This is a genomic window from Methanosarcina sp. UBA411 (assembly GCF_002495725.1).
Classification (GTDB): domain Archaea; phylum Halobacteriota; class Methanosarcinia; order Methanosarcinales; family Methanosarcinaceae; genus Methanosarcina.
On record NZ_DAGK01000034.1, the window covers coordinates 171,588 to 192,659 of the forward strand.

General features: G+C 41.4%; 20 protein-coding genes. 10 read left to right on the plus strand and 10 right to left on the minus strand.

What is annotated here, in order from left to right:
* The first annotated feature begins 364 nt into the window (after window positions 1-364).
* Window positions 365-1,993, plus strand: coding sequence for a thermosome subunit alpha (gene thsA, locus BP861_RS14045; protein WP_292376576.1), 1,629 nt, complete (start codon window positions 365-367; stop codon window positions 1,991-1,993).
* 293 nt (window positions 1,994-2,286) lie between these two features.
* Here thsA and BP861_RS14050 read toward each other — a convergent pair whose 3' ends face one another.
* Entirely contained in the window at window positions 2,287-2,676 is a 390-nt protein-coding gene (locus tag BP861_RS14050; protein ID WP_292376578.1) for a DUF473 domain-containing protein, read from the minus strand.
* A 4-nt stretch (window positions 2,677-2,680) separates the two neighbouring features.
* Entirely contained in the window at window positions 2,681-3,427 is a 747-nt protein-coding gene (locus BP861_RS14055) for a proteasome assembly chaperone family protein (protein WP_292376580.1), read from the minus strand.
* A gap of 374 nt (window positions 3,428-3,801) precedes the next feature.
* On the opposite strand from BP861_RS14055, the gene BP861_RS14060 reads away from it, so the two are divergent.
* Entirely contained in the window at window positions 3,802-4,389 is a 588-nt protein-coding gene (locus tag BP861_RS14060; RefSeq protein ID WP_292376582.1) for a pyruvate kinase alpha/beta domain-containing protein, read from the plus strand.
* Window positions 4,390-4,770: 381 nt separating this feature from the next.
* Here BP861_RS14060 and BP861_RS14065 read toward each other — a convergent pair whose 3' ends face one another.
* A complete protein-coding gene (locus BP861_RS14065) occupies window positions 4,771-5,178 on the minus strand; it encodes a carboxymuconolactone decarboxylase family protein (RefSeq protein ID WP_292376584.1) in 408 nt (135 codons plus the stop codon).
* Window positions 5,179-5,427: 249 nt separating this feature from the next.
* Between BP861_RS14065 and tgtA the strand changes: the two genes are divergently transcribed.
* The 4 genes from tgtA to BP861_RS14085 all read left to right on the plus strand — a co-directional run bounded on the left by tgtA (window position 5,428) and on the right by BP861_RS14085 (window position 10,482).
* Window positions 5,428-6,900: a tRNA guanosine(15) transglycosylase TgtA gene (tgtA, locus tag BP861_RS14070; protein ID WP_292376586.1), complete on the plus strand. Its 1,473-nt coding sequence runs from the start codon at window positions 5,428-5,430 to the stop codon at window positions 6,898-6,900.
* 255 nt (window positions 6,901-7,155) lie between these two features.
* On the plus strand, window positions 7,156-8,097 hold the full coding sequence (locus BP861_RS14075; RefSeq protein WP_292376588.1) for a UbiA prenyltransferase family protein: 942 nt from the start codon (window positions 7,156-7,158) through the stop codon (window positions 8,095-8,097).
* Window positions 8,098-8,112: 15 nt separating this feature from the next.
* Window positions 8,113-9,270: an NAD(P)/FAD-dependent oxidoreductase gene (locus BP861_RS14080; protein WP_292376590.1), complete on the plus strand. Its 1,158-nt coding sequence runs from the start codon at window positions 8,113-8,115 to the stop codon at window positions 9,268-9,270.
* Between the two features lie 72 nt (window positions 9,271-9,342).
* Window positions 9,343-10,482 (plus strand): radical SAM protein, encoded by a 1,140-nt coding sequence (locus BP861_RS14085; protein WP_292376794.1) that lies wholly within the window; start codon window positions 9,343-9,345, stop codon window positions 10,480-10,482.
* Window positions 10,483-11,001: 519 nt separating this feature from the next.
* Here BP861_RS14085 and BP861_RS14090 read toward each other — a convergent pair.
* From BP861_RS14090 to serB, 3 genes are all read right to left on the minus strand, one after another.
* Entirely contained in the window at window positions 11,002-12,150 is a 1,149-nt protein-coding gene (locus BP861_RS14090; protein WP_292376592.1) for a hypothetical protein, read from the minus strand.
* A gap of 1,304 nt (window positions 12,151-13,454) precedes the next feature.
* On the minus strand, window positions 13,455-14,312 hold the full coding sequence (locus tag BP861_RS14095) for a coiled-coil protein (protein ID WP_292376593.1): 858 nt from the start codon (window positions 14,310-14,312) through the stop codon (window positions 13,455-13,457).
* Window positions 14,313-14,361: 49 nt separating this feature from the next.
* The gene (gene serB, locus BP861_RS14100) at window positions 14,362-15,066 is read right to left on the minus strand and encodes a phosphoserine phosphatase SerB (RefSeq protein WP_292376595.1); all 705 of its coding nucleotides are present in this window, start codon (window positions 15,064-15,066) and stop codon (window positions 14,362-14,364) included.
* 407 nt (window positions 15,067-15,473) lie between these two features.
* Between serB and BP861_RS14105 the strand changes: the two genes are divergently transcribed.
* Complete coding sequence (locus BP861_RS14105; RefSeq protein WP_292376597.1) at window positions 15,474-16,304, plus strand: F420-dependent methylenetetrahydromethanopterin dehydrogenase; 831 nt, start codon at window positions 15,474-15,476, stop codon at window positions 16,302-16,304.
* Window positions 16,305-16,440: 136 nt separating this feature from the next.
* On the opposite strand, the gene BP861_RS14110 is transcribed toward BP861_RS14105, so the two are convergent.
* Window positions 16,441-16,866: a DUF2111 domain-containing protein gene (locus tag BP861_RS14110; protein WP_292376599.1), complete on the minus strand. Its 426-nt coding sequence runs from the start codon at window positions 16,864-16,866 to the stop codon at window positions 16,441-16,443.
* A gap of 79 nt (window positions 16,867-16,945) precedes the next feature.
* On the minus strand, window positions 16,946-17,608 hold the full coding sequence (locus BP861_RS14115; RefSeq protein ID WP_292376601.1) for a DUF166 domain-containing protein: 663 nt from the start codon (window positions 17,606-17,608) through the stop codon (window positions 16,946-16,948).
* Between the two features lie 171 nt (window positions 17,609-17,779).
* Here BP861_RS14115 and tmk point away from each other — a divergent pair, with 171 nt between their 5' ends.
* Complete coding sequence (tmk, locus tag BP861_RS14120) at window positions 17,780-18,397, plus strand: dTMP kinase (RefSeq protein WP_292376602.1); 618 nt, start codon at window positions 17,780-17,782, stop codon at window positions 18,395-18,397.
* A 41-nt stretch (window positions 18,398-18,438) separates the two neighbouring features.
* Here tmk and BP861_RS14125 read toward each other — a convergent pair whose 3' ends face one another.
* Complete coding sequence (locus BP861_RS14125; protein WP_292376604.1) at window positions 18,439-18,699, minus strand: hypothetical protein; 261 nt, start codon at window positions 18,697-18,699, stop codon at window positions 18,439-18,441.
* A gap of 115 nt (window positions 18,700-18,814) precedes the next feature.
* Window positions 18,815-19,549 (minus strand): HisA/HisF-related TIM barrel protein, encoded by a 735-nt coding sequence (locus BP861_RS14130; protein ID WP_292376606.1) that lies wholly within the window; start codon window positions 19,547-19,549, stop codon window positions 18,815-18,817.
* Window positions 19,550-19,661: 112 nt separating this feature from the next.
* Between BP861_RS14130 and BP861_RS14135 the strand changes: the two genes are divergently transcribed.
* Entirely contained in the window at window positions 19,662-20,366 is a 705-nt protein-coding gene (locus tag BP861_RS14135) for a (5-formylfuran-3-yl)methyl phosphate synthase (protein ID WP_292376608.1), read from the plus strand.
* A 96-nt stretch (window positions 20,367-20,462) separates the two neighbouring features.
* Window positions 20,463-21,035: a metal-dependent hydrolase gene (locus tag BP861_RS14140; RefSeq protein ID WP_292376610.1), complete on the plus strand. Its 573-nt coding sequence runs from the start codon at window positions 20,463-20,465 to the stop codon at window positions 21,033-21,035.
* Window positions 21,036-21,072: the final 37 nt, after the last annotated feature.

Sequence of the window (21,072 nt, forward strand, 5' to 3'; positions counted from 1 at the left end):
CCAAACAGAGAGCGAAAAATTACATAGATGAAAGATTAATGAAAAACGATGCGAATTTTTGTTCGATAAAATTGTGTTTCAATACATCCCAATAATGGATGTAGTCCTCCAGGTTCATAAATCCCAACATAAGGAGTGAGATAGGAATAACACTGCAAACTTTGTCTACCTGAAAAAATAGCTCGGAGAAGGCATTAAAAGGTTCAGGAGGCTCCGTTTTCCGAATTCAGGACATAAGATACAGAGAAATTCTTATATAGAAGTGCTTGCATTAAGAATAGGAAATTACGCACAAAGCTAACGTGCTCAATAATACAATTAATAAAAATTCATAGAAATTCATATCATAAAAGGAGATTAAAGCTTGGCAGCACAACCGATCTTTATTTTAAAGGAAGGCAGCAAGAGAACTCATGGTTCCGATGCCCAGCATAACAATATTATGGCCGCAAAAGCGGTTGCTGAAGCGGTAAGAACCACTCTTGGACCCAAGGGTATGGACAAGATGCTTGTAGACTCCATGGGTGATGTTGTTATCACCAACGATGGAGCAACAATCCTCAAAGAAATGGACATCGAGCACCCAGGTGCAAAGATGATCGTAGAAGTAGCCAAGACCCAGGATGCCGAAGTAGGAGACGGAACCACCACCGCAGCCGTACTTGCAGGAGAATTCCTGACAAAGGCAGAGGACCTGCTGGAAAGTGGCGTCCACCCAACAGTAATTGCAAGCGGCTACAGACTTGCAGCAGACCAGGCTACAAAAATAATCGATACCATTACTATCAGTGCCGCTCCCGAAGATACCGAAACTCTCCAAAAGATTGCAGCTACAGCCATAACAGGAAAAGGAGCAGAGGCTCAAAAGGACCACCTTTCCAAGCTTGCAGTAAAGGCCGTAAAATCAGTTGCTGAGAGAAGCGAGGATGGAAAGATCACTGTAGACATCGATGACATCAAGGTAGAGAAGAGACCCGGCGGAAGTATCAAGGATTCCGAGATTATCGATGGTGTAATTGTCGATAAAGAGCGTGTCCACCCAGCCATGCCCGAAGTAGTAGAGGATGCAAAAGTCCTGCTCTTAAGCGTACCCATAGAGCTCAAGAAAACCGAGACTAAAGCCGAAATAAAGATCACCACTCCTGACCAGATGCAGCTCTTTTTAGACCAGGAAGAAGCAATGCTCAAGGAAATTGTGGACAAGGTAATCAACACAGGCGCAAATGTTGTCTTCTGCCAGAAGGGAATTGATGACCTTGCCCAGTATTACCTGACAAAAGCAGGAATCTTTGGCATGCGCAGGGTAAAGAAGAGCGATATGGACAAACTTTCCCGCGCAACAGGTGCAAGAATTATCACCAACCTTGATGAAATCGAGGAATCTGACCTTGGTTATGCCGGGCTTGTAGAGGAGAAAGACGTTACAGGCTCAAGAATGACCTTCGTTACAGGCTGCAAGGACAGCAAAGCTACATCAATCCTTCTTCGCGGCGGAACCGAGCATGTGGTAGAAGGAATTGAAAGAGCCCTCGAAGACGCTCTCAGAGTAGTGGGCGTTGCTCTCGAAGACCAAAAAATCGTTGTGGGTGGAGGCTCCCCCGAAATAGAACTGTCACTCAGGCTCAAGGAATACGCAGCAACCCTTAAAGGCAGGGAGCAGCTTGCTGTAATGAAATTCGCCGAGTCCCTTGAGGTTATTCCTAGCACCCTTGCAGAGAATGCAGGACTTGACCCAATCGACATGCTTGTGGAAATGCGCTCCCAGCACGAGAAAGGTAACAAGCGTGCCGGACTCAATGTTTACACCGGCAAGATCGAGGACATGTTCGAAGACAATGTTGTCGAACCTCTCAGGATCAAGACCCAGGCAATCAATGCAGCTACCGAAGCCGCAATTATGGTTCTCAGGATCGATGATGTAATTGCCTCATCCAGTCCAGCCAAATTAGGTGGTCCTGGAGCAGGCGGCGAAATGCCTGAAGATATGATGTAAAATTTAAAGTATAAATCCAGGATTGCTGGCAGTCCCCAGCATTCCGGAACCTTTCTTTTTTAATTTCAGGATAATTATTCAGGAAATATTCCAAAAATACTCTAAAAATCTTATTAAGACAGTCTTTCTAGAATTTTTAGCGGTTAATCTGTAACTAGAATTTTCACACATTAGAATATATACAAAAATATTGAAAATTTAAAAAAGAAAATTAAAATTTAAAAAAGAGATTTTTTTGATTTTTAACAAAGTACTGTTAAATTTCTAAAAAGAACGATTATCAGTAAAAATTGTTATCTGGCTTCATAGCAAGAAATTTCTCTGGCATCCACCCGGACCGGTTTTCCAAGCTCACTTGAAATAACATTTCTTACCCTTGCCATACACCTGCACTGAAGCTGAATACGGGCTGACATAGCTTCTCGTTCTTCAATGTAGAAATCGTTCGAACTGACAATGGAATGAACCGAAATTTGCTTCTGTACAACCTTTGCTATGAGACCCTGAGTTCCATCCGTGAGATCCTGAAGGCTGGTAGATGTCAGGAGAACGTTATCTCCTACATTGAGCCCGAGTACTCCTACGAAATTTTGAGGACTCCGAATCTCAAGAGTCCTGAGATGGTGTTTCTTCAGGACCTCGATAAGAGAATCAGCAATTCCTGTTAACGCGATGTACTCCATTGGATCACCCGTACATTGGGAACTCCTTCTTTACTTCTCCTTTCTGCTCCGCAGTCTGAACATCTTCAGCAAGCCTCTGGAGTTCGATCTCTATACGTTCAGCCTGCTCTATAAGCCGAACTGTACTTACTGAAAGCCCATAGAGCTCATTTAAAACTTCAATAACAGCAGAAGCAGCTCTTGGGTCAGGATTCTGGGTTCTGGTAGCACCAAGCAGGCTAAAAGCAGGGATTTCACGCAGCAGACATTCAGCCATTACGCTGCCCGAAATTCCGGAGATAGTTCCCATCTGGAAAACCTCTACCTTTTCCTTGATTCTATTCAGCATCTCCGGAGTGGTGGCTGCCCCGAATACTTTATGTCCCCCGTCCATTATAGCAATTCCTGCAATGGAAGCAATTTCTCTTACATTAATAGACTCAGCCCAATCCACCAGAGCGTTACTGACGTCATAGGAGACAGTGTGACTAATAGGAATGTCGGAGATTACAATAATCAGGTTGTGTTCTACGCTCTCGTAAATCCTCACAGGCATATTTATAAGTCCCTCATAAAGCACTGCAATCGAGGGGAAATACCTCGAGTCAATAGAGCCGATATATTCCATTTTCAATTCTTCTATCATATGCTGACTTGCAATATTCCCCACGAGCCCGATTCCGGGAAAACCTTCAATCAAAACAGGATTTTTTGATTGCACAGGTTTGGTAATAATCTTAACGTCATTGTTGTCATAATCTGTATTTGACAAATAACCACCTCAGCAAAATACGACCCCTATGATTATATATCTGAGCTAATCCTAGATAAACAAGTTTCTCGGCGGCCCGAATTTACGCTACTTCCTGAACATACACCAATAAATAACATGTAATGTACCCAAGCTTCCGACCACCATACCCTCTTTCTGATAAAAAGAGAATCTTTTTAATATATATCTTTTCTCCTGACAGGGAAAAATAATTCCTATAAAGAAATTACAATGGATTTTAAGTTGTCTCTCCGGTGGAGAGCTTAACTGAGACCGGATTATATCGAATATAGCAATAGAAAAAGCATAATAGACAAAGGAAACTGTAAAAAGAGCTCATAGAAAAAAATCCGAACACAGGAGGAGAAGAATTTATGGAAAAATCTATTCTCTATTTCGACAACATAGGAGAGTCAAATACAAAAGCCGTTATTGAAGCGGCAGCTAAAAGGGCGGCTGAACTTAAAATATCACATATTGTGGTGGCAAGCACCAGTGGAAAAACCGCGCTAAAAATGGCAGAGGCTGTGAAGGGCAGCAACATAAAAGTTATCGGAATAAGCCACCAGTATGGACAGAAAGAGAAAGGCGAATGGGAAGTGGAAGAGGAATATAAAAAGAAGCTTGAAGAGCTTGGGGCGATAATAACCACTCAGTCCCATATATTCTCAGGAGTCGAACGCTCAATTACAAAGAAATTCGGAGGATATTCCAGACTAGAAGTGATTTCGGATACTCTCAGGTCTCTCTTCGGAAAAGGCTTCAAGGTAGCCATTGAGGTCGCAATTATGGCAGCAGATTCAGGCCATATCCCTGTTTCTGATAACACGGAGATTATAGCAATAGGAGGCACAAGGCAGGGTGCAGATGTAGCCCTCGTGCTCAGGCCGGCCCACAGTGGAGATTTCTTTTCCCTTCAGGTTAGGGAAATTATTGCTATGCCGCGAGCTAAAGAAGATTAAGGCAAGAAAACAGAGAAAATTCGTGAAATGAAAGTTTCTTACCTAAAAACATTTTTGAGTCTTATATCAAAGTCTAAAAAACAGAAGACGAGAGACTTTTTACTTTTCTCGTCTTTCTGCAAATATTCAAAAACAAGATTCCGATGCTCATTATTTGATACTGTGATTTTGAATTGATTTTAAATTATTCACTAAGAAGTAAAGTTTCTCTATTAACAGAGAGGGTTTTCCAATACAAAAAAATCTGTATTTATTATGAGATTCCCAGCTGGTCTACAGAATTAAAGGAACAAAAACAGATAAAGATTACTTTGACTCCAACTTGAAGAAAGATATCATTACCTTTCGCGGTTTCAAAGTAATAAAGAGAAAAAAAATTGTTCAGGCCATACCAAGCCTTTTGAGAATTTCCATTCGGTCTTCCTCAGTAAAGGACTCTCCCTGGAAGGTCTCAACAGCTTTTTTCAGAAGAGTGACTGCAAAGGACATTGAAGGCCCGCCGCCAAAAGCAACTGCAACCATGGATGCCTGCATAATTTCTTCTTTTGTAGCTCCGGCTTCAAGGGCGTTGAAGGCATGAAGAGAGATACAATAGGGACAACGGTGATATAGGGCAACACCGATTGCGATAAGTTCCTTGGTTTTAAAGTCAAGAACCGAGGTTTCAAAACTTGCCCCGACCATACCCATAAACGCTGCAGCCTGCTGTCCCTGAGCTTCGGTTTCGGAAGCAAAATCTCCGAGTCCGGCCGTAAAGTCAAATAACAGTTCTTTCGGATCTTCAGTCATATTTTCACCTGTATATTTTCAGTCATGATGCGTTTGATTATTAATAATATATAAAAATGATGAATAAAAATCACAAGATTGTGTAAAAGAGAAATGCCACTGTATTCGAAAAAATAAAATATTCAAGGACTTCCAAGATATTGAAAGAAACCAGGAATAAGGGTAAAAATCCAGTTTGATCTGCACTTCCCCAGCATTCCTTTCAGTCCCCAAAAATAGATATATCTGAGAGGCATCTATACCCCCGGCATGTCAGCAATATTTGAAATTCTCGATAAGGATGCAGGCGGCAGGATAGGAAGGCTCAGAACTCCCCATGGGACTGTTGAGACACCTACTGTTATGCCTGTGATTAATCCAAATATTCAGCTTATCCCCCCGAAAGAAATGCGAAACTTCGGGGCAGAGATCCTGATTACCAATTCCTATATTATTTACCGTAAGGAAGAACTGAAAAGCGTCGCCTTGGAAAAAGGGCTGCATGGGCTCCTGGATTTTGACGGGCCCATTATGACGGATTCAGGTTCTTTCCAGCTTTCCGTATACGGCTCCGTGGAAGTTACGAATGAGGAAATCCTCGGGTTCCAGCAAAAGATAGGAAGCGATATTATTGTCCCGCTGGATATCCCTACACCCCCTGATGTTCATTACAGGAGGGCTGAAGAGGAACTAACAGTCACAGCCGAACGCCTGGAAGCGGCACGAAAGTTTATCCAGGGCGAACAGCTTCTTGCAGGGCCGGTTCAGGGTTCGACCTACCCAGAATTAAGGGAAAAAGCCGCTTCTCACCTTAGAGACCTCAATTTTGAAGTCTATCCCCTTGGAGCAGTTGTTCCGCTCATGGAAGCCTATCGCTACGGAGAACTTGTTGATGTAATTGCCGCATCCAAAAAAGGTCTTTCTCCAGCGTCGCCGGTTCACCTCTTCGGGGCAGGACACCCCATGATGTTCGCCCTTGCAGTAGCCTTGGGTTGTGACCTTTTTGATTCGGCAGCTTATGCCCTTTACGCCAAGGACGGACGTTATATTACTGTAAATGGAACTTACCATGTTGAAAAACTGAATTATCTGCCCTGTTCCTGTCCGATCTGTTCAAGATACACGGCAGAAGAATTGAAAAAAGCCGACAACCGGGAAGAACTTCTGGGGAAGCACAACCTTTACGCGACCTTTGCTGAGATCAGGCTGATTAAACAGTGCATAAAGGATGGAAAACTGCTTGAGCTTGTAGAGCAGCGCTGTCGTGCCCACCCGAAACTTCTTGATGGGTTAAAAAAACTTTATACCCACTCTTCCTGGCTTGAGCAACTTGATCCCGCTACAAAGGGCACTTATTTCTATTGCGGGCCAGAGTCTTCCTTCCGTCCCGAAGTCTTGCGTTTCGGAAAAAGACTGGATAGGTTCAGCCTGCAAGGCTCAGCAATCATTAGGACAGGTCCTGTAAAAGGAGAGAAAGAGTACGACCAGGTCCTTACTTTCAAAGCGCCTTTCGGGGCATTTCCCGCCGAGATGGAAGAAGTCTATCCATTCAATGCCGAAGTCCCGAAACTTCCGGATTACGAAGCTCTTAATACCGCTCTTTCAAACACTCTTAAACTGATGGATCTGAACCCGGAAGCTGAATTTACTTTTATCTGCGAGGAGGAGTTCAGGCACCCTCTAATTGAGGAGATCAGCAAAAAAGCAAAACTGGTATACAGGAAAGATTGGAAAAAAGAATAAATTAGAGGGAAGAGTGAAAAAAATAAATTTTGAGGAGCCAATTAGCAGTCCCAGATGCCCTGTAATTCCTGATACCTTGAATCCTTAGAGTTACTGGCAATCAAAACCTGTCCCAAAAAAGATAAAAAGAAAACTTTTTGAGGTGCAAACCTTTATAGAATTACCTGCAAAGAACCCTCTAAACAGGGAAAGAGCTGAAATATAAAGCTCTATACAAAAACTTTCGTATAAACCAGAAAAGTATAGGTGAAACTATTGTCCCTCACAGCAAGAATTGGTGAACTCAGTCCATATCTGCGTCTGATGAGACCCGAGCTCTACTACATGGACCTTACCCTACCTGCCTCGAGTGCAATCCTTGCTTCTTATTTGGCGACCGGAGGGCTTCCCGAACTTTTTCCCTTCTTGATTGCAGTAATAGGCGGCTTTGCAGCCATTACAAGTTCGTACGTGTTCAATGACTGCTGTGATATAGATATCGATACGATCAACTTGCCTGGTCGTCCCTTGCCCTCGTCGAAAGTGTCAAAGAACTCTGCACTTGCCTATGCTATTTTTTTAGTAGTAATTGCAGGAGCAGCAGCCACCTATCTGAACCCTGAGTCTCTCCTAATCCTTATTATTGCGGCTACAGTTATCACAATATATTCAATCTTTGCAAAAAGGAATACTTTCCTCAGTTTTTTGCCAGTGGGTATATCCTATGGGCTTGTACCTGTGGGTATTTGGCTCGCCTTTGACCCTGCGGGACTCCTGAAAGGCAGTGATGGGGTAATTCTTCCTTTGCCGGCTATTTGCTTCGGGCTAATGATTTGCGTTACAGACTGGGCCTTTACTCTTGGAGGGGTTTCCAGAGATGTAGAAGGGGACAGAATGAAAGGTGCTCCAACAATGCCAGTAACTTTTGGAATTCCCTTTACTGCGCGATTCGTAATATTCTGGTGGATCGTTGGTGTCATAGCTTCACTAATCATAGGCTGGTCAGCCCGTCTCGGACCTGTATACTTTGCAGGGGCCCTGGCTTCAGGTCTCTGGATGCTCACTCAGTGTTTTGATTTTATCAAACATCCTACGCCGGAGAGGGGTGGCAGGCTCTTCCTTAACGGCTCAAATTATAGAGCGATTATGTTCGGATCAATGATTCTTGACGTAGTGCTGTGCATTTATGCAGTAGGTTACACCTCCATTCTCTGGTAAAACAGGTAGAGAAAAATGGATGCAGATATCATTGTAATAGGGGCATCTCCTGCAGGACTGATGGCTGCAAGGAACGCCTGTGAGAAAGGGTCAGCGGTCCTTTTACTGGAAAAAAAAGAAGACATAGGGCATCCTCCCCATCCTGCAAACTCCTTTTTTAAGGGAATGCTAGATAAATGCGGAGAAAAGGCAGATCCTTCTTATGTTCTGCATTATCTTAAAGGCATGAAGATTATTTCACCATCAGGAAGGACAGTCGAAGTTGAGGCAACCGGATACGCTATTGATAAAACTGCATTCGACAGGTTTTATGCAAATAAAATAATGAAAACCGGCGTAGAGCTTCGGACAGGAGTAAAAGTGCAGGATATCCAGAAAGAAGGAGAGAGATTTACTGTTAACACTTCTGCCGGGACATTTACCTCAAAACTGGTTATTATCTCCGACGGTATAAATTCAAAGATGGCTTCCCTTGTGGGCCTTAAGACAATGAAACACCCTGAAGATATTGCGTGGGGAATCGAATTGGACATAAAAAGTCCTGGACTTGGGAAACCGAAGATGTTTGAGTATTATGTAGGAAATCATGCCCCTGGCTGGAAAACTACATACTCCCCAAGAGGAGGAGACAATGCCGCAATCGGGGCCTACGTGCGCAGATGTGGAACCGATGCAACGCCTTACCTTAATGCCTGGGTTGAGAATTTCAAAAAACTTAAAGGGCTCGAAGAGTTTGAAGTTGTAAGAAAACTTTCCGGCGGAGATCCTATAGTGACAATTCCAGGTGAATACATAACCGATGGGATAATGGTTGCTGGCGGGGCTGCAGGTCAGTCGGGAATAGGCTATGCAATGAGAGCAGGCCAGATATGTGGAGATGTCGCTGCAGATGCCATAAGCAAAGGAGATGTCTCAAAATCTGCCCTATCAGAATACCGGAAGATCTGGGAAAAAGAGTTTCTGGCCGAGCATTATGTGGGTCGGATAGGACTTGAGACTCTCAGGAAAATGACGGATAGGGAAATCGATGAGATGACAAAGGTCTTTGAAAAGGAAGATCTCTCATTTATTCATGGAAGTTCAATTGAGCAGGCTATGCAGGTTTTTGCGTTCATGCTAAAGAAAAAACCCTCTGCAATCTTAAAATACAGGGCACTCCTCAGGAACAAATGAACTGAAATTTAAAAGAGTAAAAAAGAACGGAACCGACACGGACATTATCAAATGCCAGACGCAGGAAACAATATGCAATACGATTTCTATAAAAGTCCCCTTTTCAGAGTTTATGCTGAGATCGAAGATGGACAGATGAAGATGAAAACCAGCGGGGCTGCGTCCATCCTTGTGAGAAAAACTCTTGAGAAAAACCTAACAATTTTTGAAGGCGAAAAGCCTGCAAAAGTCGAGGCTGACCAACTCATCTGTTCAACCTGGATGCCTCCTGTGCCAAGCTCGGGTTTTGACCGCCTGGTAAAAAGCCAGATTTATTCTATTCTAGGAAAAATGATTCCTGACCAGGTAACAATTTCCATTACTGAAGAGTGCCCGAATAACTGTATTCACTGCGCTTTGCCTGACACGAAAAATCGGGAAAAGCTTGACCCTGAAATCGTAAAATCTACAATTGACCAGGTGCTCGAAATGGGCACGACTTTCGTGATCTTTGACGGGGGCGAACCCCTGACCTATCCTGGCCTTGAAGACCTGATAAGATATGTAGACCCTGAAAAAGCCATTACAGGCATGTTCACCTCTGGGGTAGGACTGACCGAAGAAAGAGCCCGCCGCCTGAAAGAAGCAGGCCTTTATTCCCTTACTGTCAGTTTTGACAGTTCATACGAGGATAAACACGATCACGTAAGGGGCAGAAAAGGAATTTTTAAAAGCGCCGTTGAAGCCGTCAAAAATGGAATTAAGGCAGGACTGCTTGTAAACATATATGTGGTGCTTTCCAGGGACAATGTGAACGAGCTTGAAGAACTGTATGCGCTTGCATCGGAGCTTGGAGTCCATGAACTCTCCTTCTACGAAATAGTTCCCACGGGCAGGTGGATGGATCACGCCTCTGAAATCATGACTCCAAAAGATCTGAGAAAATTTGAGAATTTCGTATCCAGCGCCAAGGAGAAAGAAGGCCCTAGAGTATTTCCGATCCCACAGGTCATGAAAACTACAGGCTGTATGGCCGGCCGGAAGTGGCTCCATATAACCCCTGAAGGGAATATTCTTCCCTGTGCCTGTATCCCGATCCCCTATGGAAATATTCATAGAGACAGGATAAAGGATGTGTGGAAAAAGATCAGGGAAGACCCTGCATATAATGCAAAGTGCTGCCTTATGAGAAACCCTGAGTTCAGGGAGAAGTACCTGAGTCTTTCAGAATAAACCAAGAACAAATGAAGGTTTTAAGGTAATTTGGGGTAGTGTTCCAATTTTTCTATAAAAGTAGAAACTTTAGTAAGTTTGTGGTTTGAAAATCGAATAGCAAGAGAACTATATTTTGCTCAGTATACAAAAATTTGACTTTGAATTTTCAGTAAATTCTGGATACTGCCTCCACGTACCAAAGGCCTGTAATTGTATTAACTTCAAAAATATGCGCCTGAACTTCATTGGAATGAAATTAACAAATCAATCGTATTCTGCTGCTGTGAGAACCTTGGTTCCATCAAAGGTTACAAGTCTATTATTTATGAAAAGCTTATACGAACTAAATATAATAAAGTTCGTATTTTATGGTGAATTTCATAAAAATTGACCGAAAAGTCAGTGGTTTTTTGGTTAAAATCCGAACTTTGTACATCAAAAAGTTCGGATATTGAAGTGTCATGAAAATTTAGATTTTATAGGATATTGCACAAGTTTTACCTCAAAATCTGTGCATTTATCCCTTATGGTTTTTATTTAGAAAGGTACAAATCCATAATAAATCTCTTTAGTAGCTTCTTTATACTCTTCTTCGCTTATCGGTTTAATAACGAAATATCCAGGAATAGGTACTACACGCAATTTTTCTTTGTCAGCTTCCGGACTTGCATTTAATAAAGATACATTAAACTTTTCTGTAACTTCTTGAAATAATTCATATCTATCCTTTCCATTACGTGATTTATCTAAGCTTTTTAAACTGTCCAATTCATTATTATAAGTTATTGGGAATGATACTATCTTACTCAACCAATCTTTTAAAACTGGGCTTATTTCAGAATTAATGTAAGGTGGATATAAAGAATATACGTTATAAAGAAAAAAAGGTGCTCCGAGAATGTTTTTAAAGAGAATTCTAATTTTTAAAATTGGATAATGAACATTCCGACTATCTATTAATCTTCTTAATAAAACACCCTCTTCATCATGAGAGAACATAAAATGTACATTGCATTTTTCTTTCTCCTCAAGAGTATCTATCCTTTCAGATATACCTTCAAAGCTTAGATATCTATCGTCATTTTTTCTCACAATATCTGAGGAATCTTCTTTGATCGCTGCAAAACATGAATCATAGGTAGTATTTGGCTTATCTTTAAGCACTAAAACAAGTGACGAAACATCCACACATACAGCCGGATATGAACCAACATTCTTAATCTCAAATTCAGCCCAATAAGTTGCCTGAACTGAATGGCGTTTTTCAATAGGTACAGGTGGTGAATAAAATAATTTTGGCTTTTCTATATAGAAATTCAAATTAGAGATCCAAGGAAGAGGTTGATTTTGAAGCTCTCGATCATTTTTCATTTCATTTAGTTGTTTTGACATTACATCTAGTTGCTTGGAGTTAACAACAAAATATAAACCTGTAAGAACTACAGTGAAAAAAGCAGAAATAGTAGATATAGTAGATACTCTTGTAGAAATATCAGTCACTGATGTAGAATTAACAGGAACAGGAGTTATTACGGAATATACCACAAATAATAACCCAGTTAATATTATTATATATGGAAAAGCTGGTAGAAATATTTTAAGATTTTGAGAAATAATATTTCTATTTGGCAGATACTTTTTAACAAAATGGGATAAATTACTGCCATTTTGGTTCTTTGAGGACATAGTGAGAATATAAACGATGTGTGCATTTAAAAATATTCTTATATAATTAAAAAATCTCCAAACGGAAAATATTAAGAAAAATAAAAACAATGAAATATTATTTAAAAATGATAATACTATTTATTACTAATAAAATTGTCAAAAGTATCTTTCTGATACCGTGTATTATAAACTATGAGCAAATTGGACTATTCAATATTAAATAATTTATAAATTATATCCAGTACTTTAACGAGAATTAATAATATTCGATCGTTTTTTATAAAAAAGATATATTTTTTCACATAGAGCGTAAAGAAATTTGGGTGGCCATATTCTTATAAAGACTGTGTAGATTTTACTAGGTGGTAGTCTGAAATTTACCAAGTTGCGAAACAAGGGATGATTATTAAGAAAGTAAGGACGTTGTGCTGACCAGGGTTACAGATGCGTGCGGTAATACTATTTTTCATTTTGCTCAGTCCAAAAGCCGTTTTTGATACTGGTGCATGGCCATGAAGCAGGATGCACCCATTGATCATAGCGTTAACCATGAGTGCCCTGTCTGTATACTTCGTATAATCTTTGGCACTCCTATGTACATCCAGTATACAATAAAATTATCAATTTAGTCGAGGATCAACTTTCATTATTATTTTACTACATTTCTAATTATGTTTTTTCCCATTAACGATTGGGTTAATCGAAGGAAATAAGCATCTTCCTATATGAGTTGTAACAATTGAGAAAACAAACACATAGGCAATTGTAGAAAAATCAGCTCGAAATTGACAATTTTCATTATAATAATCAGAAGATAAAACCAAAATAACATTTTTTTGTACTACAGCTTTTAGCAAAGTTATGTCAGTTATGCATACCCCACTTTCCGCAGTAAATTTTCGTAAATTCATATTTTTACCGCTATCGATTATCATTAAAAATCCAAATTATTTGCATTTGTTCCAAAAACGTGATCAGGAAAAATATTGATTTTCTAAAAAATACTGCGGAATGTAGGCATACTATAGGTATTTTGTGATTTTTCAAAATCTGAAACTTTTAGAATATCCATAGATTTCACTATGAAAACTATGAAAACTAGAAAGCAAATTTACAGAAGAATCAGTACATTACCGCGATAGCTAACAAAGCTTAAGTTAACAGTAATACAGAACAATAGAATATAAAACAGTCAATCAGATAAAACAAAATCAATAAAAGTATAGAATAGCAGAATGAACTGAAAAAATAGAGATGCAGGTTGAAATATACCTGCAACGGAAATTGAAAGCTTTTCAATGATCTATTTTTTGTGAGATGAATTAGACTAAACCCGACCTCTGAAGAGTCATCAGATCTTCGGTGGTGAGTTTTGCTCCGCCCTTGAACTTTTCGAAGATGGATTTGGCATCTTTCTGAAGCTCGGACTTGACAACGCGGGATTTTCCTTCTTTGTCTTTCTTCTTGAGTTTGAAGATTTCTTTGTCAAGGTCCCGGATTTCTTTCTGGGCATTGATGAAAGCTTTGTGCTGTTCGTCAGCTGCTTCCTGGGCTTTTACAAATTCCCTGTGGGCAATGTCAGACTCTGCCCTGGTTCTGTCAGCCTCTTTGAAAGCGGTAATCATTTTCTCATGATATTCCTGAGCCTGTCTGGCATATTCGGCCAGCTCGTTGTGGAATTCTGAGGCTTCATCTCGGATTTTCTGGGCTTCGTCCAGAAGATCCTTCAGTTCGGAGTTGCTCTCGAGCTGGACTTTTTTGACCTGATATTGTTTTTGAAGCTGAGTGATTTTCCCAACGAGTTCCCTTTCCTTGCTTGTGCTCAGGACTTCAGTCTGCTGGGCAAATTCAAGGCGATCAATATCTTTTCTCAGAGCTTTGATTGAAGGGCCACCCAGATTGCTCTGTTTCCTGATGGAATCGGCCTTTGCAAAGAGCTCGTTTGCCTTGGCATTGGTATCATCGCGCTTATTCTTATATTCGCTGACCTTCTCATTAATTTCGTCCCTGAGAACTTTTAATTCCTGGGCTTCGTTGATAAGGTCTTTCGTCTTCTTGTTCAGGTCATTACGCTTTGCAGCTAGGGCACTAGCCTCTGCGTTTAAAGCATTCCTTTTTTCCTTAGCTTCTTCAGAAATGTCCTTCAAATCTGATCTTTTTTTCTGCAGTTCCTTTAGCATCTCTTATTGAGCCTCCCGATCCAGCAAAAAAGCTGGCATTTTAGTAGTTCTATTGTTCGATGTCGACATGCTGTGCCTGATTACAACATTGATAAGAAAGAGATTCAAGAACAGGGATAACGGCTCTAAGGTCTTTTTTTGTTATGACCACGTCCGCATATTCCCTTAGGATGGGCTTGGGATTGAAAGCTATGGCAAAACCTGCTCTCTCAAAGACACAGGCATCGTTTGCGCCGTCCCCAACAACTACACATTGCTCTGGCCGAACCCCGTTTAGCTGGGTAAGTTCTTCGAACACCTTTGCTTTGGAGTCGCTTTGTGTGATTGGGCCTACAACTTTGCCTGTAAGGCAGCCGTCTTCCACAAGCAGTTCGTTGGAAACAATGAAATCAATGCCAAGCGCTTTGCCTATTGTATCGGCAGAGATCGTAAATCCGCCAGAAATCATTGCAGTTTTATAGCCCCTACTTTTGACATAGAGGATAAGTTCTGCCGCTCCCGGCATCAAATCGATCTTGTTTACCGCATCAAGGGCAGTTTCGAGGGGAAGTCCCTTAAGAAGCTTGACCCTTTCAATAAGCGCTTGCTCAAAATCAAAGTCTCCATACATCGCTTTCTTCGTAATCTCCTCAACTTTGCTTACAACACCTGCAGCCCTGGCGAGCTCATCGATAGTCTCAGCGTCTATAAGGGTGCTATCCATATCAAAAACAATCATTTTGTTTCTAGTAAAATTATGTGTAGGACAGTTCACTCAATCAAAACCTGGACCTGAATAACTATTAGATATAGCGGGATAATTTCCCGAAAAAGGGCATGCTGCTTGGTGTACCTTCTTCAGGGGTACCCTCCCGCAACTTAATATAACACATTTGCCCTGACATTAAAAGCCCACCAACGGATAAAGTTTTCAAATTATAATACGAGTTCTGTGAAACAAGACCACAAAACAACAGCATTGATGTCAACGTTTTTGAGTGAGATAAATCACATCCTTTTTAAGCTTTTCGGAGGGGGAGTGAAACATATTGAATAATAGTTATAGATATATCTAATATTTATAAAATAAAGGTGATAAGGAAAGAGACTCGCCAAAAGGATTATAAACCCATTAGGAATTCCATTATTGAATAAATTGGTTAACAAAGGATTTAGAGAAAAATGGTCAACATAGGTTTTATAAAAATGGGCAACCTGGGAATGAGCCAGGTTATTAATTTGATCCAGGATGAAATTGCAGCCAGAGAAGGAATTACAGTACGTGTATTTGGCACAGGTGCCAAGATGAGCCCTGCCGAGGCTGCAGATACTGAAAGTTTCAAGCAGTGGAATGCAGACTTCGTGATAATTATCAGCCCTAACGCAGCAGCTCCAGGTCCCACAGCAGCTCGTGAGCTATGGAAGGGCGTTCCATGCATTGTAGTCTCAGATGGCCCAACAAAGAAAGAAGCCAGAGAAGCTCTTGAGCAGGAAGGCTTCGGATATATGATCCTCCCAGTAGATCCCCTCATTGGAGCCAAGAGAGAGTTTCTTGACCCCGTAGAGATGGCATCATTTAACTCCGATGCAATGAAAGTGTTATCTATTTGTGGTGTTGTTAGACTTATCCAGGAAGAGTTGGACAAGGTAACTGACCAGGTTGCTTCCGGAAGATCAGGAAAGGAACTGGAGCTTCCACATATTTTTGCAAAACCTGAAAAATGTGTAGAGCACGCAGGCTTCGCAAACCCTTACGCAAAAGCAAAGGCTCTTGCCGCCCTTCATATGGCTGAAAAAGTAGCACAGGTTAACTTCCCTGCATGTTTCATGTTAAAGGAAATCGACCAGGTATGCCTGACAGCTGCAGCTGGACACGAAATAATGGGAGCTGCTGCACAGCTTGCAATACAGGCAAGAGAAATTGAGAAATCCAATGATACTGTATTCAGGCAGCCCCATGCAAAGAATGGTACTCTGCTGAAAAAGGTAAAATTATACCAGAAACCAGAGTAAACCTTGGAAAACCTTAAGGTTTAAAACCGGAAGGTTAATTGGAGGAACAAAGAATATCCCTAGAAAATAAGCGGGAACAGATCCTCCAATAATCACTTTTTTAATTTATCATTATGAATATCAGGTCATTTTTTGTTTATTTTTTTGCATCTTCAACTTCTTCCAGTACAGATGTATATTCCTGAAAAACAGAGTGGAGATCTATAGTAGCTAGTATATCCACGACCCCAAGAGCTGCAATAGCTTTCCCGTCTTTTGAGTGAATGGGAGCAACAACCACAGGTTTTCCACTGTACACACCTTCCGTAGGGACCTCGTGGATGACTTTGTTTGTTTTTAAGACTTCTTCGAGCACAGGCCCTGTGTAGTCTCTGTCAACGATTTGACCCTTTTCCAAGCGAAGTCCCTTCCGCTTGAGACTGCGAATGGTTGTAGGAAGTCCAATGACCGAGTGTACTGCGACTGCTAGTGCCTCAAGATCTTCGGGCCCTGAATCTTCTGAGATAGTTAGGGAAGTAATTTTTTCACCCCCGTAAATTACTTGAGACCGGGCAGGACACAAAGCAAGGGCTTCTCAGAAATGAAAAGCTGGATCCCACTTTCCGGCCATATTTAGAATATCTTTTTCAAAGAATATATAATCACTCCTCATTTTCAAGGGCTTTTATAAACGCCTGTTTATGTAATTCCCCTGACTCGTGGATTCCCCCAAGGTCGCCGCGTGCCGCCCTACACGGATAATGCTGAATATACAGTCCGGCTCTGGGAGGTGCATCTTTTACCTGCATTCCAACAATTTCTTTTGCCATATGCCAGGTACTCCCACATGGAGCTCCTTTTATTACCTCCACGTTGGCAATTTTTCCATCTTTTGTCTTTATTCTCAAGATAGGAGACCCAAAGATATCCGTAAATGGTCTGTTGAAAGCATTGGGCTCAAGACTGCAGCATATCTCATCTACCTCGATATCCATACCTGAAACTTCGGAGAGCTTTTTGAGTTCGGAAACCGAAGCCCTGGATGGTCCCCCTGGAACTATAAGAGAGCGCACACCAGCTTTTGCCGCAAGCTTTGCAATTGCAGATGTAAGATCGGGATGTAAAGAGTAAGTAATTATAATTTCTGCAGAAAAAACATGCTTATCGAAATTAAGAGCTTCCAGAAACTCATCAGGCTCTTCAATAAATACAGGTACGAACTCAGGCAAATCAGCAGTTACGATCGAAAAATTGCTGTGTTCCCTGACAGTCTCAATCAGACGGTGCCCGTATTTGCCCCGCGTAATAACTCCTATTACAGTCATTACTCTAAGCTATTTTTAATATTGCATAAATAGATGCTTATTTTATCTGAAATCTGCCCTGACTCGCCAGCTATACAGGGAATTGGGATTTTACCATGAATCCAGAAAGCCTGTAGAGTATAAATACAGATAAAACATTTCACTAAAAATCTCTAAAAAAAGACGATATTTATGAGAGGAAAACTAATCACACTTGAGGGCATTGACGGCTCAGGCAAAAGCACGGTTGCAGAAAAGCTTCAGAAGAATCCTGAAATTAAGGCATTTAACCCTGTTTTTACAAGGGAACCGACAAGAGGCACTCTGACTGGAGATGCCGTGGAAAAAGCAATTCAGTCGGATACCGACCAGCTTGCTGAGCTCTTCCTTTTTACAGCGGACCATGCGGAACATCTGTCAAAGATTATAAAGCCTGCGCTTAAAAGTGGAAAACTAGTGATTTCTGATCGCTACTCCGACAGTCGATATGCTTACCAGGGAGTGACCCTGAAAACTCGCTTGGAAAATCCTCTTGAGTGGGTAAAGGACCTGCACCGAGGATGGACCATTGTTCCGGACCTGACCTTTCTTTTTGATATCAGGCCAGAAGTTTCAGTTGAACGTTGTGGGAAGCGAGGAGAACAAAGCAAGTTCGAAAAATTAGAGTTTTTACGGAAAGTCAGGGAGATTTTCCTCAGGCTTGCGGCAGAAAATCCAGAACGTTTTATTGTAATCGATGCCTCCCGCTCCTCTGAATATGTAGAAAAAGAAGTCACTGAAAAAATCCTGGAGTTCCTGAACAGGAACTGACCAGATATACAGATTGAACCGGAAAATTAAACCAATATTCGTTAGAGGCCGTTGTCATCAGCAAATTTTATCAGGGCTTCCCCTAACATCCTGACATGGGTGGGGTTAAGGTTGAACCTGGCCTTCTTTACGCCTCCACGCTCCTTTGCGAGCTCGACGTATTCTTTCTCAAAACGCTCACTGTGTGTGAGGGAGATCGTCATGTACCAGCCTCCTCCCATCTTAATCTCCACATATCCGTCTCCACTTATCTCCTCAGCGTTTTCTTCAATACTCTCTTCAGATGTATTCTTCTTAACCATATTGTAAACCTCATAATTTCCTGGTTTTAAGTGAAATTTGCAGATTTAATAACTAAAATACTCGATTATATACAAGACATATAGGAGCTGAGATAAAAGGATTCCCAAGTGAGAGTTATTTTTTGTTATCGGATTTAATCCCTAAACTCAGAACGGCCGGAGGAACCAATCCCGAATGAACAGCAGTTGCGACCAGGGCTCCTTTTATCCCGAGCTTATCAAGAGTAAAAAGATCTTCCATATCCTTGACGCCTCCGGCAAGCAGCACACTATGCCTGGAACACTCAACCAGTTTTTGAAGGAATTCAGGATCAAAGCCTGAAGCCGTTCCAACCCTGTCAAGGTCAAGGAAAATAAGGTCTTTTAAGGGCAACTCATTTAACAGCTTTACTATTTCAAAAGGGGATTCAGGAAGCTCAGGATCGTTTTTCAGAACTTTGCCGTGCTTTATATCAATGCTGACACTGATCCTTCCGGAATTTCGATAGGCGGCATCCTTTATTGCCGAAAGCGTTCCTGTCTCTGTACCGATCACGGCAGTTCCTGCAATGGGAAGAGCCTTGTCCACGTCTTGTGGAGACGAAATCCCGAAATCTAGCATTGTGTCTGCCTTTAAGCTTACTTCTCGAATTACTCCAGCATTCGTTTCGCGAGGGCCTTTGCCCTGAAGCACGTTAAGGTCGGCAATATAAACTTCCCTGGGACGCAGGAGTTCTACTATGTCTACAGGATCCGAGCTGTTGCATACAGTACTTGAATCTGAAACAGGGCGGTATTTTTCCCTGTCCCCGCCCTTGGCAAGAACTACGCTACGGTTAAATATATCCATCACAAAAATTACTCGGAACATACTTATTCAATAGCTGCATCATCCTATAAAAAAATATAAAATAAAACATATTGTATAAAAGGAATAATATTCATTGAAAGATTTTAATTCGCTGTTTAGTTAGAGGATTTTTATGAAACTGCTTATAAGTCCAATCAATAGAGAGGAAGCAATAATCGCTTCCAGAGGCGGCGCGGACATTGTAGATGTCAAAAACCCGAAAGAAGGCTCCCTTGGTGCTAATTTCCCATGGGTAATAAGGGATGTAAAAGAAGCTGTGGAAGGCAGACAGCCTATAAGCGCAACCATAGGAGATTTTAATTACAAGCCAGGAACTGCTTCCCTTGCCGCATTTGGAGCAGCCGTTGCAGGAGCAGACTATATTAAAGTTGGCCTTTACGATATCCAGACTGAAGATCAAGCTTTAGAGCTTATTACAAAGATAACACAGGCTGTAAAGGACTACGACTCTACAAAAAAAGTTGTTGCCTCGGGATATTCGGACTACAAGCGCATCAATTCGATCTCTCCATTACTGCTTCCCTCAATCGCCGCAAAAGCTGGGGCAGATGTGGTGATGGTCGATACGGCAATTAAGGATGGGAAATCTACCTTCGAATTCATGGACGAGAAAGAACTTAAGAAGTTCACTGATCTTGCCCACGAGTCTGGACTTGAAAACGCAATTGCAGGTTCGTTGAAATTTGATGATCTTCCGGTGCTTGAAAGGATCGGACCAGATATTATTGGAGTCCGCGGCATGGTCTGCGGAGGGGACAGAACAACTGCGATCCGGCAGGAACTGGTAGAAAAGCTCGTAGCTGAATGCCAGGCTTGAGAAATTCTTATTGAGCGAAACTAAAAATTTGTGCCGGCGAGCTATTAGGCAGGCCGGCCGAAAGATAAATATAAACAGATAACTATTTTTAGTCTGATGTTTGTTTTTGGACATATTGGGATTACTCTGGGAATCTTTTATTGCCTAAGCCGCATATCTTCAAAAAAGGGCTTCTGGGTAAATGCTCCGTGGATTGCGCTCGGGGCGCTCCTTCCGGACTTTATTGATAAGCCTCTTGGAAGGATAATTCTTGCTGACACTATAGGAAGCGGGAGAATTTATGCTCATACTTTGCTTTTTGGCCTTCTGCTGGGCTTAGCAGGATACTATCTCTATAGCCAAGGGAAACCTGAACTCCTGATTATTGCAGGAGCATCTTTTTGCCACATTCTTGAAGATCAGATATGGAATAGCCCTACAGTATTTTTTTGGCCGCTCTTAGGCTGGGAATTTCCAAAGGATACGATTTCAGGAAACTTTATTGAGTATCTTATGATAATTTTTAATAGATCATACGATCCCGGATTTACAGAAGTTTTTATCTCAGAAATCGTCGGACTGCTCATTATAATTGTCCTTCTTATTGTCAAATACATTAACGAAAATCATAACGAAAAGAAAAAAGAGAATTCTCTGGTACAACAAAAAAGAAAAAATTCAAATTTTTAAAAACTGGGAGTTCCTTCCTCAGAAGCCTGACCTCCAG